The organism is Brucella pecoris, assembly GCF_006376675.1.
Taxonomy (GTDB): domain Bacteria; phylum Pseudomonadota; class Alphaproteobacteria; order Rhizobiales; family Rhizobiaceae; genus Brucella; species Brucella pecoris.
This window is the reverse complement of the sequence record NZ_VEWK01000001.1, coordinates 374,801-400,023: the sequence shown is the minus strand read 5'-3', so window position 1 is coordinate 400,023 and position 25,223 is coordinate 374,801. Positions and strand designations below refer to the sequence as shown.

Genomic DNA, 25,223 nt, shown 5'->3' with positions numbered 1-25,223 from the left:
ATGACCGCCATGATTCAGTCTCCATCCTCTCCAGCCAAAATTTTGCGGCCACGCGACGCCGCGTCCCTACTGCTTGTCGACAGGGCCGGTAGTAAACCACGCATTCTCATGGGTAAGCGCCACGCAAGCCTTGCTTTCATGCCCGGAAAGTTCGTTTTTCCGGGCGGGCGTGCTGACCCCGTAGATGGTGCTATTGCGGCTTCAGCCGAGCTGAATGACACCGATATTGTCAAACTGCTCGCGGGCATGGGCTCGCGCGCGTCGCTACGTCGCGCCCGTGCACTCGGCCTTTGTGCTATTCGCGAAACCTTTGAAGAGACGGGACTTCGCATCGGGCAAGCAGCTTCGGCACCAGTTTCTTCACCCTCGCATGAGGACTGGTCTGCATTCCTCGACAGCGGCATGGTACCGGCGCTGAATAGTCTGCGTTATTTTGCACGAGCGATAACACCGCCGGACAATGTTCGTCGCTTCGATACCCGTTTTTTTATCGCATTTCGCGATCATATACCGGAACTGGATCAGCAACCGCTCGTTCCCAGTGGTGAACTGGAAGATCTGGACTGGGTTTCCATCGACCACATCAATGAACTTGACGTTGCCCCTATTACGCAGGCGATCCTGAAAGAAGCGCGTGTGCTTTTGGTGGATACCGAAGCCGAACTGCCTGCCACCTTACCGGTGGTACAATATACCAAGCGGCATGGCCGCTTTGTTCGCGAAGTGATCTGAACCCGATGAATAAAGAAATCCAACCCGCCGATCTTGTCCCGCAAGAACCAGGCGGCGGACCGGCACAGGGCCAGATGCACTGGCGCTCGCTTGCTGCAGCAATAGCCACCATCAGCGCAGTTGGTGCGGCAATCGGCCTGGGCATTCCGCTTTTGAGCGTTCTGCTGGAGAGCCGCGGTTACTCGGCGAGTTTGATCGGTGCCAACACTGCCGCTGCGGGTCTGGCTTCCATCGTTGCTGCTCCTCTTGCCGCCCCCATCGCCGCACGACTGGGCGTGGTCAAGGCGATATTTCTCATGCTCCTCATCGGGAGCGCCGCCTTTCTCGGTTTCCACTTCTTTCAACCCCTATGGGCGTGGTTTGCACTGCGCATCGTGCTGCATTTCGCGCTGACAGTGCTCTTCGTTTTGTCAGAATACTGGATCAATGCTTCTGCGCCGCCTGAAAAGCGTGGGCTGGTGCTTGGTATCTACTCCACATCCCTTTCACTAGGCTTTGCGCTGGGGCCATGGCTGTTCTCGAAGATAGGGAGCACCGGCGGCCTGCCCTTCTATGTCGGCTTTGTCATCATCATGATTGCCCTTATACCGGTTGCATTCGCATGGCGTGACAGCCCCGACTTCGAAGAAGGCGAACATGTTCCCTTTCTCCCTTTTATCTTCGCTGTTCCAACAGCAACCATGGCCGTCTTTGTTTTCGGTGCGGTGGAGACTGGAGGCTTTGCCCTCTTTCCTGTTTTTGGCGCGCGCATCGGTTATCCCGAGGCAGATGCAGCCCTGCTGCTTACGATGATCGGCCTCGGCAATGTGCTGATGCAGATTCCATTGGGCATTGTCAGCGACCGCATTTCAGATCGCCGCAAACTTTTGCTCTTCTGCGCCACGACTGGCCTGATCGGCATGATCGCCCTTCCCTACCTCATGCAACATTGGTACCTGATGGCGGCCGTTTTGTTCCTGTGGGGTGGCGTGGTAGCAGGTCTCTATACGATCGGCCTTGCGCATCTCGGATCGGAACTGACTGGCCGTGAGCTTGCATCCGCCAATGCCGCCTTTGTGTTCTGCTATGCCATTGGCATGCTTGCCGGACCACAAGCCGTCGGCGTCGGTATGGATATGCTGGGACCAAAAGGATTCCCGATGACTCTCGGTGTGTTTTTTGCTGCATATGCACTCTTTGCAGCAGGAAGACTGCTTTTGCGGAAGAAGCGGGCTTGACTTTTCGCCACCAATACGTAGTGTCGCGCCAAATTTCCGCTGCCGGATGAGATTACCGGAATCGCTGGAGGTTTCCATCCATTGAGCATGATCCCGAGAGTTGGGAACCGGTTTTCGGCAAGATCATGCTCCAGCAAAGATACAGAGCAGGTAATTCGATATGGCCAAGGCTACGACGATCAAGATCAAGCTTTTGTCGACCGCTGACACCGGCTTCTTCTACGTAACGAAGAAGAACAGCCGCACGATGACGGAAAAGATGACAAAGACCAAATACGACCCGATTGCGCGCAAGCACGTCGATTTCAAGGAAACGAAGATCAAGTAATTCGCTTCCGGTCGTCATCGACAAGACGATTGAAATAAAAAGCCGTCTCGAAAGAGACGGCTTTTTTGCTTTCCATCCCGCGCTTGATTTTAGGCGGCAGAGGAGACGATGCGGTTACGACCACCTTTCTTTGCCTGATAAAGCGCTGCATCTGTCCTCGAGAAAAGAGCGTCGGCGCTGTCTCCCATCAACCTCAGTCCAGCGACCCCCATGCTGATGGTCAAATTAACCTTGTGCTTGCCGTTGGCGACAATAAAGGACGTGTCCGACACAGCGATGCGGATTCGCTCTGCGACAGCCTTCGCGGCTTCCACATCACTGTCCGGCAGAACTACGACGAATTCCTCTCCGCCGTAGCGACACATGAGATCCATCCCGCGGATATTCTTGCGCAGACGCGCCGCAAACTCACGAAGGACATCGTCACCGGCATCATGTCCATATTGATCATTGATCCGTTTGAAGTGATCGAAGTCGAGCATAATGACTGACAATGGACGCTCACGCCCAATGGCGCGTGTCAGCAGGACAGGCATGTGCGTATCAAGATAACGGCGGTTGTGCAGCCCTGTAAGACTATCCGTTACCGCCATAGTGATTGTGCGATTGAGGCTTTGCCGCAAAAGATCATTGTAGCACTTCCGCTTGATCTGGGTTCGCAAGCGGGCAAACAGCTCCAGCTTCTCAAGCGGGCGCATCAGATAGTCATTTACGCCAAGCTCCAGCGCACGCACCACAAGTGCCCCCTCATCTTCCCGAACAACGAGAATGATCGGCACCAGCCTTGTACGCTCAATGGTCCGCAACTGCGAGCATAGACGAAGCGGATCGTAATAAGTGAAATTGGCTGAAACGACGATGCTGTCGTAATCCGTATCTATCGCCCGGATCAAAGCCGTATTGGCATCGCTGGCCACATCGACACGATAGGTCTCCCCAAAAACGAGACGCAATCGTGCAGCAGCCAGTTCATCCTCATCAACGATGAGAATACGCGCTACCTCGTCCTCATCGGCATAATTACCGCCCATCTTGCTTGCCAGCAGCGTTTCCACCTCGGCATCGGCAATTGTACCGGTCCGTTGGAACAGCTCGTCAGAAACCAGTTTCAGCCGTGCCAGGCTCTTCACACGCGACATAAGCTGAAGATCACTGACAGGCTTGGACAGAAAGTCATCGGCGCCGGCTTCGAGACCACGAATCTTGTCCTCGGAACCATCGAGCGAAGTGACCATCACAACCGGAATATTGGATGTGCGTGGATCGTCCTTTAGACGACGGCACACTTCAAAACCGTCCATATCCGGCATTAATATGTCGAGGAGCACGACATCAATCTGCCCGCCCAGGCAAATTTCTATGGCCTCGGGTCCATTATAAGCCGTAACAACCTCATAATATTCAGATAGCAGCCGTGCCTCGAGGAGCTTTACATTGGAATCCACATCGTCAACGACGAGAATTCGTGCAGTCATGATGCCCCTCGCCCTATTTTCCGCTAAGCGTCGCCCAGATAGGATTTAATTGTTTCTATGAAGCGCGGAACCGATATCGGCTTGGATATATAGGCTTCACAGCCTCCCTGCCGAATGCGTTCCTCGTCGCCCTTCATTGCAAACGCCGTTACGGCAATAACCGGAATATGCCGTAATTCGTCGTCATCCTTCAGCCATTTGGTAACTTCCAGCCCCGACACTTCGGGTAGCTGTATGTCCATAAGAATCAGGTCAGGTCGATGTTCTCGTGCAAGATCCAGCGCCTCAAGCCCGTTTCTCGTCCTGATGGTCTCATATCCGCTGGCTTCGATAAGATCGCGAAACAACTTCATATTCAGTTCGTTGTCTTCGACGATCATTACACTTTTCGGCATCGAAAATTCCTTGGTCTTATTCCCTGTAGCAACCCGGCATTTGCTCGATTTTCTTATCTGCCAGAATGTCCCCACTTTTTAGACTGCGAATAGTTTAACCTCATTTCATTGATGAAAGGCAAATAATTCCGTTGTTCCTCGACAAGTCGACCGGTACACATTCGGCGAAACCAAGGGAAAAGCGGAGAAACCACATGAAAGCGCCGATGGGCCAAGCGGATGCCCAAGCAATCGCTATTGAAGCGTTAGGGTGGCTGGCGCAGGATAAGGACCTGCTGCCTCGCTTTCTCGCACTGACAGGCATAGAGGCCACGTCGATTCGACAAGCAGCGCTAGAGCCCGGCTTTCTTGCCGGTGTATTACAGTTTTTTCTGGCCCATGAGCCGACATTGCTTCGCTACTGCGAAGACGCAGGCCGTGATCCGGCAACAATCGAGAAAGCTCTGACGTACCTGCCTGGAGGGGTAAACCAGCACCTTTAGCTCAATGTCCCAATCGATATACTAAAAAGCCCGGCTTGCCGGGCTTTTTATAGACTATTCAGCGGCAGGATTTGCCGTAGCGGCCTCAGCTTCATCTGAAACCGACAACACGTTCAGCTCGTGCTGCTTGCCATCGCGTGCACTCCAGGAAATTGACTGGCCGGGAGCAAGGCCGATCAACGCAGTTCCGATAGGCGTGAGAATCGAAATTTTGCCTTGTGCGATATCTGCCTCGCCTGGATAAACCAGCGTCACCCGGCGCTCTTGTCCATCATTGGAACGAAACTCCACGGTAGAGCCCATGTGAATCACGTTCTGCGGCAAACGCTTCGCGGGCACCACTTTCGCACGATCGAGTTCGACCATCAGTTCCTCGGCAATCTCCTCGAGACGTTCGGAAACATTGGTGGCCAGCCCCATCAGGCGTTCATAGTCGACTTCGCTGACGACGATATTGGGCTTCTTGCGATTCTTTCCGCTCATGGCGAGTGCTCACTGCTGTTGAAAGGTAATAAGTCTCCGTGCTGTCTTTCGGCACGAAGCTGTTCAGATTGATTTTGGTGAAAGCGCTTATTTGAAATCCGCTGTCGAACAGGCGGCGTACCGTCCCCCGGAGTTCCCCTGCGCTAGGCAGAACTCGAGGGTAGCTATCCCGTGATCGGATAAACCCGATGAAGTATGGATGCAAAACGGTTGTTCATGATGCTAAACTTGGTGATATTCCCGGCAATGTCAAGTGTAAGACCAGCCAGCATCATTTATCCCGGTGGCGCCCCGGCCTTTCGATGCTATAAAAGGATGTTCCTTTTATGTTCATCAGACGGTTCGTCCTCATGGCTGATACCACTGCCCCCAACAATCCGGAAAAAGGTGTATGCCGCGATTGTCTTTCGCCGCAGAAATCGGACGCGATCAGGCGATGCCATGCATGTGGCAGTCCCCGCCTTCTACGCCACAAAGAGCTTTATAAGCTCACCTTGGCGCATATTGATTGCGACGCATTTTACGCCTCGGTTGAAAAACGGGACAATCCGGAACTGCGAGACAAACCGCTCATCATTGGCGGCGGGAAGCGCGGCGTCGTGTCGACCGCCTGCTATCTTGCTCGCATTCACGGCGTACGATCAGCAATGCCTATGTTCAAGGCGCTGGAAGCGTGTCGTGACGCAGTCGTCGTCAAGCCGAACATGGAAAAATATGTCCGCGTCGGTCGCGAAATCCGACAGATGATGCGTGACCTGACACCGCTCGTGGAGCCTCTGTCCATTGATGAAGCTTTTCTGGACCTGAGTGGTACAGAGCGCCTGCATAAGGCGCCGCCTGCTATTGTTCTCGCCCGCTTTGCCAAACGAGTAGAGGATGAAATCGGTATTTCCGCTTCGATTGGGCTATCTTACTGTAAGTTTTTAGCCAAAGTTGCGTCCGACATCGAAAAACCGCGGGGGTTCTCTGTCATCGGCGAGGTGGAAGCACTGACATTTCTGCGGGACCGATCTGTCAGCACAATCTGGGGTGTCGGCAAGGCCTTTGCAGCCAAGTTGGAAAGCGACGGAATTCGGTCTATTGGCCAGCTACAGACGATGCAGGAAGGGACGCTCATGAAGGCCTATGGTACGATGGGACAGCGTCTTTATCGTTTGTCCCGAGGCCAGGATAGCCGCAAAGTTGAGCCGGACCATGACATGAAAAGCGTTTCAGCCGAGACGACCTTCAACAACGACCTGTCAGAGGCCTGCGATCTCATTCCGGTTCTTCGCGCGCTTGCTGAAAAGGTCTCGCGGCGGCTGAAAGCAGGAGAAATAGCCGGTCGCACCGTCGTCCTGAAGCTGAAAACGCAAGATTTCAAATCGCGCACGCGCAATCGTCAGCTTGCCGATCCGACCCAGCTAGCTGACAGAATCTTCCGCCACGGATTACAGCTTCTTGAAAAGGAACTGGACGGGACACGATTTCGGCTGCTTGGAATTGGGGTTAGCGAGATTTCTTCAAGTGACCGGGCCGACCCACCTGACCTTGTTGACACACAGGCAACCAAACGCGCCGTTGCCGAAAACGCTGTTGACCGGTTGCGAAACAAATTTGGGTCAAGTGTTGTCGAAACAGGCTATACTTTTTCCAAGGGTAATCTTGCGCGCCCGCAAATGCCGCCTGACCGAGACGAACAGCCTTGAGTTTTCTAGGGCGAATAAACCTTTGTAGAAAATTTCGACATTTGCCTCTAACCGCTTGACGAGACCAGTCTGTATCAATATTGGAACGGACCAAGGCACTGCCAACTGATTTGGTAGCGGCTTTACGGAAGGCCTCGTGGCGGAGTGGTTACGCAGAGGACTGCAAATCCTTGCACCCCGGTTCGATTCCGGGCGAGGCCTCCAAATTTTCACCAAATAAAATCAATGAGTTATAGGAATTTGCGTCGATACTGACATGGTTAGCCATGTTGCATCCTACTACAAATTGATTCCCATAAATTACAAAGGGTTACAAAAAAGTCGGGTGAATCCATGCGACATGGAACACAACATGCTTGACTCTATTCATTACCGTGAACATAATAAGAACACCTGTACACCGCCCGATAACATTACAGGCATGCTTGGTGGCGTGTGTGCGTCTGCTTCGCTGGAGCAGAACAATGAATGCGGTTGCCCCTATTACTTCTTGTCGTGAATAGCGCACTCGTCTTTCGACCATACGCCGCCTGCACTACGGTGCGGTCGATCTTTCGTTGGTCAGCCTCGGTTGCTGCCAACAATACAACACATACCGAATTTCAGTAGGGCTGAGCTTCGAAAAAGAACGCGTCATTTGCGACCGCGTTGCTGTTCAACGCACTTTTTTGCATCCTGTCCCGGGGCACATTTATCCTGTTCAGGCCTTGGAAGCCGGTCCTGTTTCTGTGATCCAGACTCTTGAGGAACGTAAACACTATCTGGGTCGGAAGGCGGCTGCCCGGGTGCAGGTGGCGGATTGCCAGGCACTTCGGGTTCTTGTGTGCCTGATTGCGTTGGCATCCCCGATTCCTGTGCGAAAGTCATGCTCGAGGAGAACAATAGTAGCGTCATCACAATTGCTGCTCGTTTCATTTCCCTACTCCGACAGTTGGACTGATAAAAGAGTCAACTGAATTCAGAGCCAAAATGTTCCTTACGCTGCATTTCAGAAAAACCCACGTAACCTCTGTTGGGTTTCTTAGAAGCCCCGGGGGAACTCCGAGGTCTTTTCACATTTTGTCAAATCCTTGGAATAGCCCCCTGAGCGGCGGCGACGCTGGAATACAGCAGAGAAGCTTGCGATCGTCTACGAGGCGGACGTGCAGGTCAGACTGGTCGTCCGTCGTCATGGCATTGCGCCTAACCAACTGTTCGCGTGGCGCAAACTTGCGTCACAGGGTGCCTTGGTCGCAACGGCAGCCGAAGAGGAGATTGTCCCGGCCTCGGAATAGCGGGCACTTCAGGCTCAGATTAAAGAATTGCATCGTCTTCTGGGCAAGAAGACGATGGAGGAGGAAATTCTCAAGGAAGCTCTCGAAATCGCCAACGACCCAAAAAAACGCATGCTGCACTCAGTCTCGCTGCCGAAGGACGTTTTGCGATGAAAACGGTCTGCGAGACTTTAGGGGGTGTTCGGTCGAATATCGCGGTACCTGCCACAGGCTCCCTTTCCAAAGCCCGAGAGCGACCTCCGCTTCCCGATGATGATCTGATTGCTCAGCTCAGGGCGGTCATTGCGGAAATGTCGACCTATGGCTATCAACGCGTTTATGCTGTTCTACGGCGCAAAGCCCCTGAACGAGGTCGCTCGTGGCCGAATGCCAAGCGGGTTTATCGCGTGATGAAGAAGCACGGTCTGCTTCTTCAGCGCTACACCGGAACCGCATTCATTTCTTCCCTCTGGGATAGACGAAATGAGTGCTCACACACCTGTTTCGATTCTCTCAACAGTCGATTTGAGCGCCGGTCTGATTGAATTAGATCGGCGCTCTAATTGTTTGTTTTAACGCGAATCTTATCCGAAAACCGTTTCGCACTTTTCGGTACGCGCTTCAAGCCACGCGGTCTTCCGAAACAAAAATGACCGGAAGCTCAACACGCATCAGACATGGTCCTACTGCGTCATCTTCGTGATAAAAACTTGCAGCATCCAGCAATCTCATCAACGCGCCATTAGATGATCACTTCCCACAAAAGCTACTGGCAATTTGGTCGATCTGCTATTCGCGATCGCCTGCGCCGTCGTAACCTTATTGGAAAATGCTGCCCCAACTATCGGATCAACTGAACAAGCACGTGGGCACAAACCGCTATCACAAAAACAACGGCAAAGCCGGATTCGAGACGAAAATACCAAGGCATTGCCATTCTCCAATCATGGTTAACAGATAGCTAACCAACGCACGAAGAACGATTTGGTTCAACATGGACGGGAGGAATCGATATGCACACGACATAAGGAACTATTATGAAAGAAACACTTCCGACGGACTTGGCCCAGCGTTAGCGAGCAAATATGTGGCGTGATTTCAATAGCCTCGGGAGCGTCGCGGTTTACCGCCTATGTGAGTAGCCCCAAAACCCGTTCATTTCGTTCGATCGTCACAGGACTCAGATAGCCGGAAGCATTAATCCCGCTAAAAACATCGACAGACGGACAGTTCTCGTTCTTCAAGGTGGAGGCGTTGTGTTTCCTCTGCGTACCGTGTTGTGTACTGTCGAAAACTTCAAGTGTTCAAAACATTGGAAAATAAGCAGCTTCAAAATTGAAGTGGCTCCCCGGGCCGGATTCGAACCAGCGACCAACCGGTTAACAGCCGGTTGCTCTACCACTGAGCTACCGGGGAACAGGTGCTCGTTGCGTCAGCGATGTGGCGTATAGCAAAAGGATTTCACGTTTGCAAAGGGCTAAATCCACTTTTTTTCATCTTTTTGCATTATCTCCTCGAAACCCTATATTCTCTGGGACGTTTTCCTCCTGTGAATGGCAACATACCAGCCTAAGAGATCCGCCTGTGAGTGACCAATACACCGAAACACCCCCCAAAAAAACCATTGTGATTCTCGGACGACGAATCCCAATACCGCAATCGGTCATGATGCGCCGTATGCTTGGCGGCACACTCGTAGTCGGTGGCTCGCTCGGCTTTCTACCGATTCTCGGCTTCTGGATGATCCCACTCGGACTTATCGTCCTTTCTCATGACTCACATCGCGTCCGCCGCTGGCGCCGCAAAAGCGAGCTTCACATCTGGCGCAAATGGCTGAAGCGCAAATCAACAGACACTTAAAGCTGAATACGATTTTTTTAAGCGGCACTATGTTGCCATCATTCGAGCCCCGTGAAAGCTAGGTAGGTTTTTGGAAAGAAGCCTTCCCTAAACCTCTATCTACGCAACTCTCCAGGAGTTGCGTGTCGATATTTCCGTAAAGCGGTCGTTAGATGACTTTGGCTGGAAAAATTTAAATGGCGCGCAATCTCGCTTATTGTCATAGATGTTTTTCTGAGGCACCGCTCAGCCTCATCAAGTCTTAATCCCATCAGATACTGGTGTGGTGTCTGCCCAAAACTAATTCTAAAACATGTCGAAAAATGCCCTGCTGAGATTCCCAGCAACTCAGCCATGTCAGGAACTGAAAGAGGCTTGTGAAAATTCTGGTCGAGATATGCTTCGATTTGGTGAGACGCTATCGCGCTAAGCCCGCCCTTGCTATCAATTAAAGCCCTATCATTTAACAGGCTGAGAGCTATCGTGTGGCTCAGAACCAAGCCGAGAGCATTCAAGTAAGACTCACCTTGCCCACTCCGCTGGCAGATTTCCTCCCAGATCATATGACATATTGGCAGACACTCTTTGCATGAGAACTTTATAGCACTCCTGAATCCGTTGTTCTCCCCAAATAGTGAACTCTCAAAAAGTGCGTCCTGCGCGAGTTGCTCATCAAATTGCCCGATAACAATTTCGGCTCGCTCAGGCCAATAGATTGATAAATCCGTAGAAGCTGGAATGATGAAGACAGTTCCGGCTGAACAACTCGATTTTTCACCTGTCCACACAGAAGAATACCATCTTAGATTGTAAACTTGTTCCCTGAGAATGATGAAAGTCGTACCGTTTCCGTGATAGCTGACCGGTCCGATCTGCGTCGTGGCGCAAGTTAAACCACATTTAGTTCCGGGCACCTCCGCTTCCTCATTCGCCCTCCTCTCAGCGCTCTCATCCGATGAAATAACCGATGGCAAATCAATTGCTAAGCTCATATCGACCTCGTTCATTCAATCTGAGAACAGGGAATACAAACCCCAGTCTATACCAAGACCGCATGACCTTCCCTGTCGCTCCCCCATCACAGACAACACACCTCAGCGACGTATTCACTTCTGTATATACACTTTATACGTGTAGTTGCATTTTGCAATCGGAATTTTGAGCGCCAGAACCATTTCACCCTTCTTGCAAATGATTTGCAAAAAGACTTGCCCTTAGATGATTAATCATTTATGCAATTGCAAACTATTGGCAACAAGGATTTGGATATGCTGCGTCGTATTAAACGATCAATAGCTCTCGGTCTGATGGGTGGATTCCTTCTCTGGACGAGCACCAGCGGTGCGTTTGCCGAAAAATTCAAGGCCGTGACTACGTTCACCGTTATTGCCGATATTGCCCAGAATATTGCGGGCGATGCCGCAACTGTTGAATCGATTACGAAGCCAGGCGCAGAGATTCACAACTATCAACCAACGCCCGGAGATCTGATCAAAGCGCAAGACGCAGAGTTGATTCTCTGGAACGGTCTTGGACTGGAGCTATGGTTCGAGAAATTCTTCTCGCGGCTCAAGAATGTTCCGAGTGTGGTCGTCTCTGACGGTGTTGAACCGATCGACATCAGCGAGGGGCCTTATGGCGGCAAACCAAATCCGCACGCCTGGATGTCGCCAAGTGTGGCCTTGATCTATGTCGACAATATCCGGGATGCTTTTGTCAAAAACGATCCCTCGAACGCGGACATCTACATAGCAAACGCAGAAGCTTATAAGGCGAAGATTAAAGCTACAGTCGATCCTATCCGAAATGAATTGGCGACCATCCCAGAGGACAAGCGCTGGCTCGTTTCAAGTGAAGGCGCATTTTCATATCTCGCACGCGACTTCGGCTTGAAAGAGCTTTACCTTTGGCCGATCAATGCAGATCAGCAAGGCACCCCTCAGCAGGTGCGCAAGGTGATTGACGCAGTGCGCGAAAACGACATTACAGCTATCTTTTCCGAAAGCACTGTATCTCCTGCCCCGGCCGAGCAAGTAGCACGCGAAACCGGGGCGAAGTATGCGGGTGTTCTCTATGTCGATTCACTTTCGGAGCCAGACGGGCCCGTGCCGACATATATTGACCTCCTTAAAATCACCTCCAGCACGATCGCTGAAGGACTCAAATAATGAATGCTCCCATAGACCTTCACGAAGACACTCCTGCCGCAATGGATAAAAGCGCAGTCGTCGGTATCAATGTGAAAGATGCAACCGTCACATACCGAAACGGCCATACGGCTTTGCATAATGCAAGCTTCACTACCCCAACCGGCACAATTACAGCACTTGTCGGCATCAACGGATCCGGCAAGTCGACCCTGTTCAAAGCGATCATGGGGTTTGTGAAGCTCGCCAAGGGTGAAATATCTATTCTTGGAATGCCGGTTGGAGCCGCATTGAAGAAAAACTTCGTAGCTTATGTCCCGCAAAGTGAGGACGTTGACTGGAATTTTCCGGTTCTCGTCGAAGATGTCGTCATGATGGGTCGCTACGGCCATATGGGCATGATGCGCATTCCACGTCGCGCAGATCGGGAAGCCGTAGAAAAAGCACTTGCTCGCGTGAACATGATCGAATTTCGCCAACGGCAGATCGGGGAGCTTTCGGGTGGGCAAAAGAAACGCGTATTTCTGGCCCGAGCCCTCGCACAAGATGGACGAGTGATCCTTCTGGACGAACCATTTACTGGAGTCGACGTCAAAACAGAAGAAGCAATTGTCACCCTTCTTCGCAGCCTCCGGGATGAAGGGTGTATCATGCTGGTTTCGACGCACAATCTAGGCAGTGTTCCCGAGTTCTGCGACCGAACGGTCTTGCTGAAACGAACAGTGCTTGGTTACGGGCCGACGGCTGAAGTGTTCACACAGACCAACCTCGAAAAAACATTCGGTGGTGTACTGCGCCACCTCGTGCTTGGTGAGACTGACCGCTCAGGACGAGCTGTAGTAGGCGTTATAACAGACGATGAACGACCGTTCGTTGTATACGAGAATGATGGCTCCTCTGCCTCAGAAGGGAGCCGGAAACAATGACCGTGCTGCTTGAACCATTCAGTTACAATTATATGCTGAATGCCATGTGGGTCTCGGCATTGGTTGGCGGCGTCTGCGCCTTCCTGTCAGTCTATCTCATGCTGAAAGGATGGTCGCTCATCGGCGATGCTCTTTCCCATTCCATCGTGCCGGGTGTCGCAGGCGCCTATATGCTCGGTCTGCCCTTCTCTATCGGTGCATTCTTTTCAGGAGGTCTTGCCGCAGCGGCGATGCTCTTTCTCAACCAGCGTACGAAGCTGAAGGAAGACGCGATCATCGGCCTGATCTTCTCGTCATTCTTCGGGCTCGGCTTGTTTATGATCTCGCTCAAGCCGACGGCTGTCAGCATTCAAACCATCGTTCTCGGCAATATCCTTGCCATCACGCCAGAAGACACCCTGCAACTGGCGATTATCGGTTTCGTTTCCCTGTCGCTGCTCCTTTTGAAGTGGAAAGACTTGATGGTGGTGTTCTTCGATGAAAATCATGCGCGTTCGATCGGTCACAAACCCAACCTCTTGAAGATCATGTTTTTCACGCTTTTGTCGGCATCCACAGTCGCCGCCATGCAAACAGTCGGTGCGTTTCTCGTCATCTGTATGGTGGTCACACCAGGCGCTACCGCTTATCTGCTAACCGATCGCTTTTCTCGCTTGCTCTGTATTGCCGTTGCCATCGGATCCATTACGAGCTTCGTCGGTGCCTATGTAAGCTACTTTCTGGATGGTGCGACTGGAGGCATTATCGTTGTTCTCCAAACGCTGGTGTTCCTCGGCGTATTTGTCCTTGCTCCGAAACATGGCCTTCTGGCAGCACGTCGCAAAGCTGCGATAGCCCTCAAGGAGAGTCCACAATGACCATTCTTGAAATGTTGGCCTCCCCTTTTCAGTTCGAGTTTATGCGACATGCGCTTGCCATTTCAGTGCTCATCGCCGTCCCGACAGCGTTGTTGTCGTGCTTTCTGGTTCTCAAAGGCTGGTCACTGATGGGCGATGCGATCAGCCATGCCGTCTTTCCGGGTGTAGTTATTGCCTATATTATTGGGATACCTTTTGGCATCGGCGCCTTTGTAGCGGGCATGGCTTGTGCTCTTGCAACCGGCTATCTCACTGAGAACAGCCGTATCAAGCAGGATACGGTGATGGGCATCGTATTCTCGGGTATGTTCGGCCTAGGCCTCGTCCTCTACGTTTCGATCCGCTCGACAGTGCATCTCGATCATATCCTGTTTGGCGACATGCTCGGCATAACACTACACGACCTGATCGAAACGGCAGTTATCGCTGCGCTGACCGCTGGCGTTCTTGTCGTCAAATGGCGCGACTTCCTGCTGCATGCTTTCGACCCGGCACAAGCCAGAGCCGTCGGCCTTCCGGTTCGTCTTCTGCACTACGGCTTGCTCTGCCTGATATCGCTGACAATTGTTGGTGTTCTGAAAGCAGTAGGCATCATTCTGGCCATCGCCATGTTGATCGCTCCTGGTGCGATTGCCTTTCTGCTTACGCGCAAATTCAGCGCCATGATGGTGCTCGCTGTGGTGATTGCGGTCATCGCATCTTTCTTTGGTGTCTATCTATCGTTCTTCATCGACAGCGCCCCGGCGCCAACGATCGTCCTGCTGATGACCGCGATGTTCCTTGCTGCGTTCATCCACTCCTCTTGGCGAAATGCAAAATTCGAAGAGCGCGCAGAAGAAGTATGACCCGACATCGATAACAAGCCTGGGCATGTACTCTCCGCAGAGCCTGCTTGCGTGCGACGTGGACAGCCTTGCAAAGCTATCCACGTCTTCGGCTATGCGTCATACATCTGTTATAAAATCTCGCTAAATAGCATCTAGATGACGTTCCATAATGGAATTCAGAACGGTTTTCCGCGCAATTTCACTTTTGCGGCTTGTCGAGGTGGCTTAAAGATGCTTCAATCCAATTTGCACGGCTGTGCAGAAAAAATAAAACCAGCCGGCGATCCTGGGGAGGAGGCGCTCATGCCAGCGTTTTTGGAGGTGGCGGACGCATGCGTTCGTTATGGGAGCAATGAAGTTCTCAAAGGCGTGAATTTGTCAGTCAAGAAGGGCGAATTCGTTGCGCTTCTCGGCTCGTCCGGCTGCGGGAAGACAACCCTGCTGCGTGCGATCGCAGGCTTTAACATGCCATCCGATGGCGCGATCCGGGTAGACGGGAAAGACGTCACAAAACTCCCTCCGGATAAACGCGGCATGGCTCTTGTCTTCCAGTCCTACGCGCTCTGGCCGCATATGACTGTCGCGCAGAACATGGGCTACGGGTTGCGTATTCGCGGCGCAGCAAAAGAAACGATCAAGCACAAGGTCGAAGAAGTTGCTCGCCTGCTGGGCCTCGACGCCTTGCTGGAGCGCAAACCCTCCGCCCTTTCAGGCGGACAGCGTCAGCGCGTCGCTCTCGGTCGAGCCCTCGCTATTCAGCCCGACATTTTGTTGCTTGATGAGCCGCTTTCCAATCTCGATGCGCGCATCAGACTAACGGTTCGCCATGAGATCAGCGCTTTGCAGCGCCGCCTCGGCATTACGGCAGTCCACGTGACGCACGACCGAGAAGAAGCCATGGTTATGGCCGACCGCATCGTCATCCTCAATAACGGCGAAATCGCACAGGCTGGCGCGCCAGAAGAGGTCTACAACCATCCTGTTTCGGATTTTGTAGCGGCATTTATGGGTGCCGAAAATCTGATCGAAGTGCCGATCCAGATCAAGGCCGATCGCATAGAGATCGCAGCGGGAGCCAACAACAAGGCCAGTAGCATTTCTGCGGGCCGTCGCAACCTTTCAGACGGCCTGGCATCCGCACGCTTCCGCAGTGAAGCAGCCCGCCTCACCGAGCCAGGGGCGAACCAGTCCGCCCAAGCCTCCGAGCTAATCCTCAACGGAACAGTCGAACAGACCAGTTATCCCGGGGGCCTATGGCGACACATGATCCGCATTGGTGATCGTCACATCATGGTCGATGCTCAGGAAAGCCATCGACCTGGAGCGAATGTTGAAATCCATATACCCGAACACACCCTGTTTCTGTTCGACAAATAGTTCGCCAACAGGCGATTTTCGCCAGCGGCACGTACGATGTACCTTGAAATGAAGGAGATTATGGATCGGCGAAATAAGCGTTCGCGTCACATTTTATTGTGCACAGCCGTGCACATCGATCCCATTCTCTATCGTGCCCAATACGGGGAAAGCCCGTTTCGAAGTTCTTTCTACGGACAGTTCCATGCCCGTAGATACCTCCGTTCCCGATAGCCACCACAGGATGCGCTGCATCTGTATTCAACATAAGACCGGAAATCCCGGTTTCAGACAGGAGTCCTTTTCATGAGAACTATCCTGAACGCGGCGATGGCGATAGGCCTCACCGTCGCACCAGCCGCTGCCGATGACCTTACCGTCCTTACGGCAGGTGATCAGAATATGGTCGACTATATCAATCAGTATCTTGGACCTTTGTTCGAGAAGGAAAACCCAGGAACGACAGTTCGCGTCGTCGGAACAGGCCCTGGCGATGCGGGCTCGCAAAAAATTCTCGAACGTTTCGAAGCCCAATCCAAGGCCGGGGTCGAAAAATGGGATACCGACGTTGCTGTAGTCCACGAGAAATTTGCCGGACCAATGGTAACGGCCAAGTTCCTCGAAAACTACCGCGGCAAGATCGATAGTGGCAAGCTGGTCACACGCGATAATGCAAAAATGGCACTCGGCACGGACGTTGACGGTTATGTCATACCGATGTTCAACAGCCAGACAGCACTTGCATACAATCCAGCCCTCGTCGCCAATCCGCCGAAGAGCTACGACGAGCTCGTCACATGGGCCAAAGAAAACCCGAAGCAGTTCGGTTATAATGGCATCAAAGGTGGTGCGTCGGGCGTGAGTTTCGTCATGGGTTGGATCTATGCTTATGGCGGCGATGCAGACAAGCTGATGAAAGGTCCATTCGAAGAAGGCGAAGCGAAGAACTGGGACAAGGCATTTGCCTCGCTCAAGGACTTTACAAAAAATGCCACACTCACCCCAGGAAATGCCGGCACACTCGACATGCTGAGCCGGGGCGAGATTGCGATGGGACCGGTCTGGGTCGACATGTTCTATTCATGGAAGGCGAATGGTCAGCTTCCGCCAGAAATGAAACTTGTCCTGCCCGCTCCCGGCATGCCCGGCCAGCCGATGCACTATGTGATCCCAGAAAAGAGTGCACATAAGGAACTCGCCGAAAAATTCGTTGCTTTGGCGACAAGCCCGAAAGTGCAAGCCGAAGGTATCGTGAAGCGATTCAACTGGTATCCGGGCATCGATGCCGACCATGTCAAGGCAGAGCTGGATAACGACACCTGGAACAAGCTTTTCACCGATATTTCGCCGGATGACCTTGCGAAATATGGCAAGCCTTTCCCAATCGCACCTTATAATACGGCGATTCTGGAAGCTTACGAGCGTCAGGTTGGCAATTAAGCCCGACAAACCTGCCTTCTATCAGAGCGTTTCGGCGAACCTGGTTCTATTCTGAACGCTCCGATGTTGATGCCGGATACGCAACTAAAGCACCATTAACGCGCATTCGAAAAATGTGAAACGGTTTTCGGATGCGCGTCTAAGTGAGCTGTTAGAGCGCCGATTTGAATCGATCAGATCGCAACGCTTTTGAGCATGCTCGGCGCGTCCCCATTTTTCATGAGGTTTCGAATGTCGCATCGACTGACAGGGATCCTTCTTGTCGCGCCAGCAATGGCGATCGTCTTGTTGCTGTTTATCGTACCGCTTTTCGGAGCGATCACCGGAGCATTCTATGTCTCGGGCGAATGGGGAACCGGCAACTTCACCAAAGCATTCGAGCTTTATTCCAGCGATATTCTTTTCACTTTCGTGATCGTCACACTGTCGTCTCTGCTGATTGCGTTGTTTTCCGTCGCTATCGGCGGTTACCTGACGCTCGGCTCGAACCCGCGCGCCATCACAATTCTGCGCTGGCTGTATCGGTGGCCGCTTTTCATACCCTTCATCGTCGTCGGCCAGATACTCCGTACCTTCCTTGCCAAGAACGGGTTGATGAACAGCCTACTCATCGAAACCGGGCTCCTCACACCGCTGCAGGCCATGAGCTTTCTAGACTGGCGGGGCATCGTGATCGCGTTCGTCTGGAAACAAACCCCTTTTGTCACGCTGCTACTGGCTGGTGCTATGGCGTCCATTGATCGCAGCACTATTGAATCCGCCCGCAATCTGGGTGCAGGACGGCTGCGCATCCTCATCGAGATCGTTCTCCCCCAAGTCCGCCAGACGTTGCTCGTTGGACTGATACTGAGCTTTGTCACCATGATGTCCGTTTTGTCCGTGCCTTTGATGATTAACGCTCAGTCACCGACGATGATTACTGCAAACATGGCATTCCGCATCAACACTTATGGCGATTATGGCGTCGCAAACGCGCTGGGTACCATTTCTCTGCTCATGACCAGCCTCGTCGCCTGGATTTACCTCCGCCAGACCATGAAGGAACACGGCCAATGAGCAACATCATTGATTGGCGCTGGATACCGCGTGGCATACTGCTTGGCCTGCTCGCCTTTGCGATTTTCGGGCCGCTTGCCAACCTGCTTCTGTGGGCCGTGGCTGAGCGCTGGTATTTTCCGCACACACTGCCGCTTCAGTATGGATTTTCGTTCTGGGCGAATGTCTTTTCCCCTCGGGGCAATGCGCTTTCATCACTTGCCACCAGCGTCGTTATCGCAGGACTGACCGTGGTCGTCTCGCTCGGCCTTGCCATTCCCGCCGGTTATGCTCTCGCACGATTAAAACTGCCATTTCGTGGGCTGATCCTGTTAACGCTCCTGATACCGCAGGCGTTTCCGAACCTGCCCGTTTACGTGAACATCGCCCAAATGTTCTATTCGTTTGGCCTGAATGGCACGATCACTGGTGTCGTTCTGGTGCATGTCACCCATGGTCTGGTCTATGCTGTGTGGATCGCCACGGCAGCGTTCTCGGCTATTGATCGCGAGCTTGAAGAAGCGGCCCGTTCAATGGGCGCATCAGCACTCAAGACATTTTTCGACATCACCCTGCCGATAGCTGCACCCGGTTTGCTTGCAAGCGCCATCTTCGTCTTTCTCGAGTCGCTCGACGAGTTCACTGGCACCTATTTCGTTGGCGCTCCGGATATTTCCACCTTGCCGTTGCTACTTTATACAGCGAGTTCCGGTGGCAATTATCAAATCGCGTCGATCAGCGCATTGATATTGCTGGTGCCGTCAATTGCCTTCATGTTCGTGGTCGAGCGCTTCCTCAGAGCCGATGTCCTTTCAAAAGTAGGGCGATGAAATGCCAGATAAAGAAATACAGCGTGAACCGGACATCGCGGACAACCAGCCACGGTTCATCAGTGCGCATGAAGTCGCGCTTGAGGCAGGTGTGTCTCGTTCCGCGGTGTCTCGCACCTTTACGCCGGGCGCGAGTGTCTCGCCCGCGACACGTGAGAAAGTGCTGAAAGCCGCAGAAAAGCTTGGCTATCAGGTCAACGACTTGGCGCGTGGTCTTCTAGCAAATCGCAGCCGCATCGTCGGAATGATTGCCGCAGACCCGGACAGCCCGTTTCGCGCTCGCCAGATAGCAGCACTTTCCCGTCGGCTTGCCGCACGCGGCAGTGTGCCTGTATTGATCCCGACCGGTCAGCACGGCGAGAACCTCTCCGCCGCCCACGAAACGCTGCTGCGTTATCGCGCCGAAGCGACGGTGGTTCTTTCCGGTATGCCCTCATCGTCATTTGTCGAACTGGCACAACGAAATGGCCAGACCCTCATTCTCGTTGGGCGCACCGAAAATGGAGCCGACCACATCCACATCAACAATCGACTTGCCGCCGAAACGGCTGTCGATATTTTTGCCGCACGTGGCATGAAAAAGCTCGGCCTGATAACGTCGAATGTCGGCAGCCTCAATCTCGTTGAACGTGAGGAAGCCTTTATCGCCAAGGGCAAGAGCCTCGGATTAAGCATCAGTGTTCAACGCGGTGAACTCACCGATTATGATGGCGGCTATGGAGCCGCCTCCCTGCTTCTTGGTGAAAGAGAGCAAGTGGAAGGCGTTTTCTGCGTCAACGATCTTATGGCCTTCGGTCTGATGGACTGCGCACGTGACGTCTTCAACCTTTCCATTCCCGAGGATATTTCAGTCATCGGCTTCGACAATGTCACTGAAGCACGCTGGGGCGCCTATCGCCTGACAACATTCGATCAAAACGCAGAACGTCTTTCTGCCGAGATCATCCGGCTGCTGGATGACCGGCAAACAACCCCGAACGCACCACCGCAAACTCTCGTACTCGAATTGCCGCTCATTCTGCGCAACAGTGTCAGACCACTAAAAGCCGAACGCGGCATTCGGGGGAAGCCAGACCAATGAGTTTCCATTCCATCTGGTTACGTCCCTCACGCGACGACCTCAAATTTCTTGAATCCATCGTTACAGAGCTGGCTGGCCGCTTTGCCTCGCCTAAATTTGAACCGCATGCGACACTCGTGCCCGATATGAAACGCTCGGCAGACGAACTGCTGCCGCTTGTGCTGAGCCTCGCGGTCGGTCGCAAGCCGCTCGACGTCCAGATTGAAAATGTAACGGGAACCGAGGCTTATTTCCGCTCTTTCTATGCCGCACTACAGAAAACACCTGCACTCATGGCGCTGAAACAGGATTCACGGGGCATATCAGGAGAGGCCGATTCCTCAACCTTTCTCCCGCATGTTTCGCTTGCCTATGGCGTCGCTGAGAACGCTTTGCGTGAAATGGAGATGTTACGCCTGGCACGATCGCTCACTGGTCGCAGACTTTGCTTCGACCGAATGGTGATCGTCAGTTCCTCAAGCGAGACGCCAATCGAACAATGGATTGTCAAACATGAAATCTATCTAGCCGGATAGAAAAGCCCACCATTGGCGGGCTTCTATCATGCCCGTTCATTGACTTAAAGCGGACGTGGATACTGTCTGTAGACCTTCTCAATATCGCTCAGAACATCATCGGAAAGCTCGACCTGATGGGCTGCGATATCGGTCTTCAACTGGTCGACAGTCGTCGCACCAATGATGGCCGAAGTCATAAACGGGCGCGTCAACGTAAAGGCAATAGCCATCTGGGCGATATCGAGACCATGCTTCTTTGCAACCTCGATATAAGCGCGAACTGCCGGTTCGGAATGAACATTGTTCCTCCAGATACCGCCTTCGGAAATGGCCGCGCGTGAGCCGGCCGGCATTTTGCCTCCCAGATATTTCCCAGTCAGCACACCGGCAGCAAGCGTCGAATAGGCAAGCAGCCCCACATCTTCACAAATTGCCAGCTCTGCCATGTCAAAATCGAACTGGCGCTGCAACAGACTATATTCGTTCTGGATCGAGGCTATCCGCGGCAGGTCATGCTGCTCAGCCAGGCGAAGCCACTGCATGGTTCCCCAGGCTGTCTCATTGGAAAGACCAATATGTCGGATCTTGCCATCCTCAACCATGTCTCCGAGACCCAGCAGAACGTCATGCATCTGTTGGGTTTCTGCTGTTCCGTCCGTCTTGGACGGATCGAAGCTCCAGCTTTGGCCAAAATGATAGTGCGCACGCATGGGCCAATGGACCTGATAGAGGTCTATATAGTCCGTCTGAAGCCGCTTCAGGCTATTTTCCACCGCCTCGCGAACGCTGGCTCGGCTTGGCCGGGCACCGTCTCGAATCCACTTCTGCCTGCCACCGCCGGCGATCTTACTTGCCAGTACGACCTTGTCACGTTTCCCGGATTTTTTAAGCCAGCTACCAATATAAGCCTCTGTTTTGCCGTAACTTTCCGGGCTCATTGGAATGGCATATCCCTCGGCCGTATCGATGAAGTTGATACCGGCATCAAGGGCGACGTCGAGCTGCTCATGAGCGTCGGACTCGGTATTTTGTACGCCCCAAGTCATGGTACCGAGGCAAATTTCAGTAACAGTAAGGCCTGTACGGCCTAAAGGCTTCATTTTCACGAGAATTTTCCGGATCAATTGTTCGCGACTGCGCGATATGAGAGTGGGACCAATTGATAGCCCCGCTCTATCGCAACTGACAAGCCTGTCACGAAATTTTTAGATCAAATTAAAGAAATCGTTCTACCGAATAAGGCTTCGGATCAACAAAAGTCTCTTCTCCGACAAGCATTTCGGCGAGCAACCGTCCTGTTGCAGGTCCAAGCGTCAAGCCGTGATGCGCATGGCCGAAATTGAACCACAACCCCTTGTGCCTTGGCGCGGCACCAATGACCGGGCGCATATCAGGCAGGCAGGGACGTAGCCCAAGCCAAGGCGTCGTTTCGACAGCGTCGCCCAATTGGGGCACAAGCTGGCGCGCGATTTTCTCGTCTTTCTTAAGCTGTATATAATTGGCGGGTGCATCGGGCGAGGCGAATTCGATGCCTGTCGATAGACGCACGCCCTGTACCATCGGGGCGAGAACATAGCCAGCTTCTTCATCCACCACCGTATGACCAAGCCGCGAACCGTCCTTCATAGCAAAATGAAGGTGATGGCCGCGCTTGATGCCGAGCGGGATTGGATAGCCAAACTTTCGGAAAATAAGACCGGATTGCGGACCCAGTGCGACGACAACGTCGCGCGCATGGATAGCGCCCTCTCCCGTTGTCATCACTTGCCAGCCGTTCTCATTCGGCGCCAAGCTCGCAGCATCGCCGTGAACGAAGATGCCGCCATTTTCGGTAAACAAATCAGCATAGGCTTTGACCAAACCACCCGGATTCACGACGGTCTTGGGGTCGAGCCAGTGAATTCCGCCCGCCACATCGCCGAGTGATGTCTCACGCTGGCGCAATGCTGCTGCATCCAAGATGTCATAAGACAGTTTGAAGCGTTGCAGATCAGGTAACCGGCGCACTGCTGCATCGAATGCCGAAGACGTCCGGAACACTTCGATCCATCCCTGCGACCGGATTAATCTCTCACTGCCTGACTGGCCCACCAGGGCATCATGCTCACGGACGCTCGCTTCGATCAATGGCAGCATGGCATTCGTAGCAATTTTCAACCGTTCCGGCGACGATTCCCGCCAGTACTGAAACAGCCAGCTCGCCATCTTCGGTATGTAGAGTGGGTTATAACGAACGTCAGAACGACGGTTCATGCCGTAACGCACAAGTGTCCAAAGGCCTTGCGGGAAGGAGTATGGAATTACACTCGACCGCTCGATCAGACCCGCATTTCCGAAACTGGTGCCATTGCCCGGCTCGTTCTTGTCAATCAAACAGACCGAACGACCTCGCGCCTGCAGATGCAGCGCCGTGGATACACCGATAATACCCGCGCCCAGAACGATGACATCTTGTTGCTGAATCGGCATTTCCGGCATCCACAAAATTAAAGAAACAAACGCGTCGATTGTAGCCGGCGCGTTGTTGCTTACAGCAAAGGGCTGTGTCTTTTACAAGCAATCAGTAGATGTCGAAGTCGAAATATTTCTTCACAATGGTAGCGTAGGTCCCGTCTTCGCGAATTTTCTTGATTGCAGCGTTGAATTGTTCACGCAGATCGTCATCACCCTGACGCAGCGCAATTCCGGTATCGGTCTGCGTCCCAGGAATATCGCCAATGAGCTTGCAGCAATCGGCACCGTCACCCTTGATCCAGTCGGAGATCGGGAACTTATCGGAAACAACTGCATCAAGTCGCCCATTTTTCAGGTCGGCATTGGCTTCGTCGGCAGTCGGATAAAGCTTAACGTCAGCACCAGCCTTGCCGTAGACGTCTTCCGCGTAGTTGCCCTGCGTCGTCGAGCCTTGAGCACCAACTGATTTGCCCTTGAAGGCTGCAGCATCCAACGATGCGATCGGGCTGTCCTTCGGCACGGCAACGGAAAGCGGTGTGGAGTAATACTTGTCGGTGAAGGCGACTTCCTTCTTGCGCTCTTCCGTAATGCTCATTGAAGCGATGACCGCATCGAACTTGTTCGATTTCAGACCGGGGATCATCCCGTCCCAATCATTAGCAACAATGGTGCACTTCGCTTCCATCGCCTTGCACAGAGCATTGGCTATTTCGACATCAAGCCCCTGCAACGAACCGTCGGCGGCCACGAAGTTGAAAGGTGGGTACGCACCTTCGGTTGCAATGCGGATTTCCTTCCATTCTTTAGCCTGTGCCGGCAAGGCCGCGATTACGGTTGCAACACTCGCAAATAGGATGGCTTTCAACATAACTATTCCCCTTACTGCTTTGTTATCGTTGTAATTGGCAGGGTATCCCCTGCGAATGGCAGCGCCCCGTTTTTCATGCGCTCACCAAGACTGAAGCACCGGACGCCCTCCGCTGCAAGCAGGATTTGAAGGCATCCGGTGCAAATTTTGTCACATCAATAGATGTCAAAATCGAAATACTTCTTGCGGATCGTTTCGTAGGTGCCGTCGTCACGGATCTTCTTGATAGCGGCGTTGAACTGTTCACGCAGGTCATCGTCACCCTTGCGTAGGGCTACAGCGATCTTGGTTTCAGAACCTGGAATGTCGCCGAGGAACTTGCAGCAGTTCGCGCCCTGCTTCTTGAGCCAATCGGCGGCAAGAAACTTGTCGGCGGCAATTGCGTCTAGACGGCCACTTTCAAGATCGGCGTTAGCTTCGTCGGCAGTCGGATAGAGCTTCACATCTGCTCCCGCTTTGCCATAAACGTCGTCGGCATAGTTGCCCTGAGTGGTGCCAGCCTGCGCACCAACCGTCTTTCCATCAAATGCCGATGGATCGAGCGAAGTGATATCCGTATCCTTCGGTACGACAATCGCAAGCGGGGTCGTGTAATAGCGTTCAGTGAAGGCGATCTGCTTTTCACGCTCTTCGGTAATGGCCATCGAAGCAATAACCGCATCGAATTTATTGGCCTGCAGACCTGGGATCATACCATCCCAATCATTGGCAACGATCGTGCATTTGGCTTCCATGGCTTCGCAAAGCGCGTTCGCGATATCAAGATCGAAACCTTCAAGCTTGCCGTCTGGAGACATATAGTTGAATGGAGGATAAGCACCTTCGCTGGCGATGCGGATTTCTTTCCATTCCTTTGCCTGAACCGGCAAAGCGAGGAAGACAGAGGCCAAACCGGCCAGCAAAACTGATTTCAACATAACTTTCCTACTTCTTCAAAGCGCACCCCGAAACGTGCGAAACGGTTTTCGGATACGATGCGCGGACAGACACAGATCAGGCGGGCGGAAATATCC

The 25,223-nt window shown here is 52.9% G+C and carries 24 protein-coding genes, 2 tRNA genes and 1 pseudogene; 18 read left to right on the top strand and 9 right to left on the bottom strand.

Annotated features, from left to right (window positions below):
• The 3 genes from FIB18_RS01850 to rpmG all read left to right on the top strand — a co-directional run bounded on the left by FIB18_RS01850 (nt 1) and on the right by rpmG (nt 2,277).
• Nucleotides 1-732 carry an NUDIX hydrolase gene (locus FIB18_RS01850; protein WP_140019144.1) on the top strand — a complete coding sequence of 244 codons (732 nt, stop codon included), beginning with the start codon at nt 1-3 and terminating at the stop codon, nt 730-732.
• 74 nt (nt 733-806) lie between these two features.
• Nucleotides 807-1,949, top strand: a complete 1,143-nt coding sequence (locus FIB18_RS01845) for an MFS transporter (RefSeq protein WP_140019389.1) — start codon at nt 807-809, stop codon at nt 1,947-1,949.
• 160 nt (nt 1,950-2,109) lie between these two features.
• Complete coding sequence (rpmG, locus tag FIB18_RS01840) at nt 2,110-2,277, top strand: 50S ribosomal protein L33 (RefSeq protein ID WP_007878621.1); 168 nt, start codon at nt 2,110-2,112, stop codon at nt 2,275-2,277.
• Nucleotides 2,278-2,366: 89 nt separating this feature from the next.
• Here rpmG and FIB18_RS01835 read toward each other — a convergent pair whose 3' ends face one another.
• The gene (locus tag FIB18_RS01835) at nt 2,367-3,752 is read right to left on the bottom strand and encodes a PleD family two-component system response regulator (RefSeq protein WP_140019143.1); all 1,386 of its coding nucleotides are present in this window, start codon (nt 3,750-3,752) and stop codon (nt 2,367-2,369) included.
• 23 nt (nt 3,753-3,775) lie between these two features.
• Nucleotides 3,776-4,147, bottom strand: a complete 372-nt coding sequence (locus FIB18_RS01830) for a response regulator (RefSeq protein WP_010658876.1) — start codon at nt 4,145-4,147, stop codon at nt 3,776-3,778.
• 194 nt (nt 4,148-4,341) lie between these two features.
• Between FIB18_RS01830 and FIB18_RS01825 the strand changes: the two genes are divergently transcribed.
• Entirely contained in the window at nt 4,342-4,629 is a 288-nt protein-coding gene (locus FIB18_RS01825) for a DUF3572 domain-containing protein (protein WP_140019142.1), read from the top strand.
• A gap of 54 nt (nt 4,630-4,683) precedes the next feature.
• On the opposite strand, the gene rnk is transcribed toward FIB18_RS01825, so the two are convergent.
• The gene (rnk, locus tag FIB18_RS01820; RefSeq protein WP_140019141.1) at nt 4,684-5,112 is read right to left on the bottom strand and encodes a nucleoside diphosphate kinase regulator; all 429 of its coding nucleotides are present in this window, start codon (nt 5,110-5,112) and stop codon (nt 4,684-4,686) included.
• A gap of 350 nt (nt 5,113-5,462) precedes the next feature.
• Here rnk and FIB18_RS01815 point away from each other — a divergent pair, with 350 nt between their 5' ends.
• The 3 genes and pseudogenes from FIB18_RS01815 to FIB18_RS01800 all read left to right on the top strand — a co-directional run.
• Entirely contained in the window at nt 5,463-6,800 is a 1,338-nt protein-coding gene (locus tag FIB18_RS01815) for a DNA polymerase IV (RefSeq protein WP_140019140.1), read from the top strand.
• A 130-nt stretch (nt 6,801-6,930) separates the two neighbouring features.
• A tRNA-Cys gene (locus FIB18_RS01810) sits at nt 6,931-7,004 on the top strand.
• 878 nt (nt 7,005-7,882) lie between these two features.
• A pseudogene (locus FIB18_RS01800) lies at nt 7,883-8,502 on the top strand (transposase); the annotation flags it as partial.
• An 892-nt stretch (nt 8,503-9,394) separates the two neighbouring features.
• On the opposite strand, the gene FIB18_RS01795 reads toward FIB18_RS01800, so the two are convergent.
• Nucleotides 9,395-9,469: transfer RNA gene (locus tag FIB18_RS01795), tRNA-Asn, on the bottom strand.
• Between the two features lie 249 nt (nt 9,470-9,718).
• On the opposite strand from FIB18_RS01795, the gene FIB18_RS01790 reads away from it, so the two are divergent.
• Entirely contained in the window at nt 9,719-9,913 is a 195-nt protein-coding gene (locus FIB18_RS01790; RefSeq protein WP_210295985.1) for a hypothetical protein, read from the top strand.
• A 95-nt stretch (nt 9,914-10,008) separates the two neighbouring features.
• Here FIB18_RS01790 and FIB18_RS01785 read toward each other — a convergent pair whose 3' ends face one another.
• Nucleotides 10,009-10,884, bottom strand: a complete 876-nt coding sequence (locus tag FIB18_RS01785) for a helix-turn-helix transcriptional regulator (RefSeq protein WP_140019137.1) — start codon at nt 10,882-10,884, stop codon at nt 10,009-10,011.
• A 315-nt stretch (nt 10,885-11,199) separates the two neighbouring features.
• On the opposite strand from FIB18_RS01785, the gene FIB18_RS01780 reads away from it, so the two are divergent.
• From FIB18_RS01780 to FIB18_RS01735, 10 genes are all read left to right on the top strand, one after another.
• Nucleotides 11,200-12,060: a metal ABC transporter substrate-binding protein gene (locus tag FIB18_RS01780; protein ID WP_235894820.1), complete on the top strand. Its 861-nt coding sequence runs from the start codon at nt 11,200-11,202 to the stop codon at nt 12,058-12,060.
• Nucleotides 12,060-12,965, top strand: a complete 906-nt coding sequence (locus tag FIB18_RS01775) for a manganese/iron ABC transporter ATP-binding protein (RefSeq protein WP_407921835.1) — start codon at nt 12,060-12,062, stop codon at nt 12,963-12,965. Before FIB18_RS01780 ends, FIB18_RS01775 begins: the two co-directional genes overlap by 1 nt.
• The gene (locus FIB18_RS01770) at nt 12,962-13,822 is read left to right on the top strand and encodes a metal ABC transporter permease (RefSeq protein ID WP_140019135.1); all 861 of its coding nucleotides are present in this window, start codon (nt 12,962-12,964) and stop codon (nt 13,820-13,822) included. Before FIB18_RS01775 ends, FIB18_RS01770 begins: the two co-directional genes overlap by 4 nt.
• Complete coding sequence (locus FIB18_RS01765) at nt 13,819-14,667, top strand: metal ABC transporter permease (RefSeq protein ID WP_140019134.1); 849 nt, start codon at nt 13,819-13,821, stop codon at nt 14,665-14,667. The genes FIB18_RS01770 and FIB18_RS01765 overlap by 4 nt, the downstream gene beginning before the upstream one ends.
• A 285-nt stretch (nt 14,668-14,952) precedes the next feature.
• Nucleotides 14,953-16,026: an ABC transporter ATP-binding protein gene (locus tag FIB18_RS01760; protein ID WP_140019133.1), complete on the top strand. Its 1,074-nt coding sequence runs from the start codon at nt 14,953-14,955 to the stop codon at nt 16,024-16,026.
• Nucleotides 16,027-16,311: 285 nt separating this feature from the next.
• Nucleotides 16,312-17,445, top strand: a complete 1,134-nt coding sequence (locus FIB18_RS01755; protein ID WP_174977376.1) for an ABC transporter substrate-binding protein — start codon at nt 16,312-16,314, stop codon at nt 17,443-17,445.
• A 231-nt stretch (nt 17,446-17,676) separates the two neighbouring features.
• Entirely contained in the window at nt 17,677-18,501 is an 825-nt protein-coding gene (locus FIB18_RS01750) for an ABC transporter permease (RefSeq protein ID WP_140019132.1), read from the top strand.
• A complete protein-coding gene (locus tag FIB18_RS01745; protein WP_140019131.1) occupies nt 18,498-19,310 on the top strand; it encodes an ABC transporter permease in 813 nt (270 codons plus the stop codon). Before FIB18_RS01750 ends, FIB18_RS01745 begins: the two co-directional genes overlap by 4 nt.
• Nucleotide 19,311: 1 nt before the next feature.
• Nucleotides 19,312-20,391, top strand: a complete 1,080-nt coding sequence (locus FIB18_RS01740; RefSeq protein WP_140019130.1) for a LacI family DNA-binding transcriptional regulator — start codon at nt 19,312-19,314, stop codon at nt 20,389-20,391.
• A complete protein-coding gene (locus FIB18_RS01735) occupies nt 20,388-20,906 on the top strand; it encodes a haloacid dehalogenase (RefSeq protein WP_140019129.1) in 519 nt (172 codons plus the stop codon). Before FIB18_RS01740 ends, FIB18_RS01735 begins: the two co-directional genes overlap by 4 nt.
• 44 nt (nt 20,907-20,950) lie before the next feature.
• Here the strand turns inward: FIB18_RS01735 and FIB18_RS01730 are convergent, their stop codons facing one another.
• The 4 genes from FIB18_RS01730 to FIB18_RS01715 form a co-directional block, all read right to left on the bottom strand.
• Nucleotides 20,951-21,988 carry an aldo/keto reductase gene (locus FIB18_RS01730; RefSeq protein ID WP_140019386.1) on the bottom strand — a complete coding sequence of 346 codons (1,038 nt, stop codon included), beginning with the start codon at nt 21,986-21,988 and terminating at the stop codon, nt 20,951-20,953.
• Nucleotides 21,989-22,103: 115 nt separating this feature from the next.
• Entirely contained in the window at nt 22,104-23,357 is a 1,254-nt protein-coding gene (locus tag FIB18_RS01725) for an NAD(P)/FAD-dependent oxidoreductase (protein WP_140019128.1), read from the bottom strand.
• A 91-nt stretch (nt 23,358-23,448) separates the two neighbouring features.
• Nucleotides 23,449-24,210 (bottom strand): ABC transporter substrate-binding protein, encoded by a 762-nt coding sequence (locus FIB18_RS01720; protein WP_140019127.1) that lies wholly within the window; start codon nt 24,208-24,210, stop codon nt 23,449-23,451.
• A 155-nt stretch (nt 24,211-24,365) separates the two neighbouring features.
• Complete coding sequence (locus FIB18_RS01715; RefSeq protein ID WP_140019126.1) at nt 24,366-25,127, bottom strand: ABC transporter substrate-binding protein; 762 nt, start codon at nt 25,125-25,127, stop codon at nt 24,366-24,368.
• Nucleotides 25,128-25,223 lie beyond the last annotated feature (96 nt).

Bases quoted from the DNA above. Each gene is read 5' to 3' on its own strand.
- FIB18_RS01850 (WP_140019144.1), top strand. From the start codon at position 1: ATGACCGCCATGATTCAGTCTCCATCCTCTCCAGCCAAAATTTTGCGG.
- FIB18_RS01845 (WP_140019389.1), top strand. From the start codon at position 807: ATGCACTGGCGCTCGCTTGCTGCAGCAATAGCCACCATCAGCGCAGTT.
- rpmG (WP_007878621.1), top strand. From the start codon at position 2,110: ATGGCCAAGGCTACGACGATCAAGATCAAGCTTTTGTCGACCGCTGAC.
- FIB18_RS01835 (WP_140019143.1), bottom strand. From the start codon at position 3,752: ATGACTGCACGAATTCTCGTCGTTGACGATGTGGATTCCAATGTAAAG.
- FIB18_RS01830 (WP_010658876.1), bottom strand. From the start codon at position 4,147: ATGCCGAAAAGTGTAATGATCGTCGAAGACAACGAACTGAATATGAAG.
- FIB18_RS01825 (WP_140019142.1), top strand. From the start codon at position 4,342: ATGAAAGCGCCGATGGGCCAAGCGGATGCCCAAGCAATCGCTATTGAA.
- rnk (WP_140019141.1), bottom strand. From the start codon at position 5,112: ATGAGCGGAAAGAATCGCAAGAAGCCCAATATCGTCGTCAGCGAAGTC.
- FIB18_RS01815 (WP_140019140.1), top strand. From the start codon at position 5,463: ATGGCTGATACCACTGCCCCCAACAATCCGGAAAAAGGTGTATGCCGC.
- FIB18_RS01790 (WP_210295985.1), top strand. From the start codon at position 9,719: ATGATGCGCCGTATGCTTGGCGGCACACTCGTAGTCGGTGGCTCGCTC.
- FIB18_RS01785 (WP_140019137.1), bottom strand. From the start codon at position 10,884: ATGAGCTTAGCAATTGATTTGCCATCGGTTATTTCATCGGATGAGAGC.
- FIB18_RS01780 (WP_235894820.1), top strand. From the start codon at position 11,200: ATGGGTGGATTCCTTCTCTGGACGAGCACCAGCGGTGCGTTTGCCGAA.
- FIB18_RS01775 (WP_407921835.1), top strand. From the start codon at position 12,060: ATGAATGCTCCCATAGACCTTCACGAAGACACTCCTGCCGCAATGGAT.
- FIB18_RS01770 (WP_140019135.1), top strand. From the start codon at position 12,962: ATGACCGTGCTGCTTGAACCATTCAGTTACAATTATATGCTGAATGCC.
- FIB18_RS01765 (WP_140019134.1), top strand. From the start codon at position 13,819: ATGACCATTCTTGAAATGTTGGCCTCCCCTTTTCAGTTCGAGTTTATG.
- FIB18_RS01760 (WP_140019133.1), top strand. From the start codon at position 14,953: ATGCCAGCGTTTTTGGAGGTGGCGGACGCATGCGTTCGTTATGGGAGC.
- FIB18_RS01755 (WP_174977376.1), top strand. From the start codon at position 16,312: ATGAGAACTATCCTGAACGCGGCGATGGCGATAGGCCTCACCGTCGCA.
- FIB18_RS01750 (WP_140019132.1), top strand. From the start codon at position 17,677: ATGTCGCATCGACTGACAGGGATCCTTCTTGTCGCGCCAGCAATGGCG.
- FIB18_RS01745 (WP_140019131.1), top strand. From the start codon at position 18,498: ATGAGCAACATCATTGATTGGCGCTGGATACCGCGTGGCATACTGCTT.
- FIB18_RS01740 (WP_140019130.1), top strand. From the start codon at position 19,312: ATGCCAGATAAAGAAATACAGCGTGAACCGGACATCGCGGACAACCAG.
- FIB18_RS01735 (WP_140019129.1), top strand. From the start codon at position 20,388: ATGAGTTTCCATTCCATCTGGTTACGTCCCTCACGCGACGACCTCAAA.
- FIB18_RS01730 (WP_140019386.1), bottom strand. From the start codon at position 21,988: ATGAAGCCTTTAGGCCGTACAGGCCTTACTGTTACTGAAATTTGCCTC.
- FIB18_RS01725 (WP_140019128.1), bottom strand. From the start codon at position 23,357: ATGCCGATTCAGCAACAAGATGTCATCGTTCTGGGCGCGGGTATTATC.
- FIB18_RS01720 (WP_140019127.1), bottom strand. From the start codon at position 24,210: ATGTTGAAAGCCATCCTATTTGCGAGTGTTGCAACCGTAATCGCGGCC.
- FIB18_RS01715 (WP_140019126.1), bottom strand. From the start codon at position 25,127: ATGTTGAAATCAGTTTTGCTGGCCGGTTTGGCCTCTGTCTTCCTCGCT.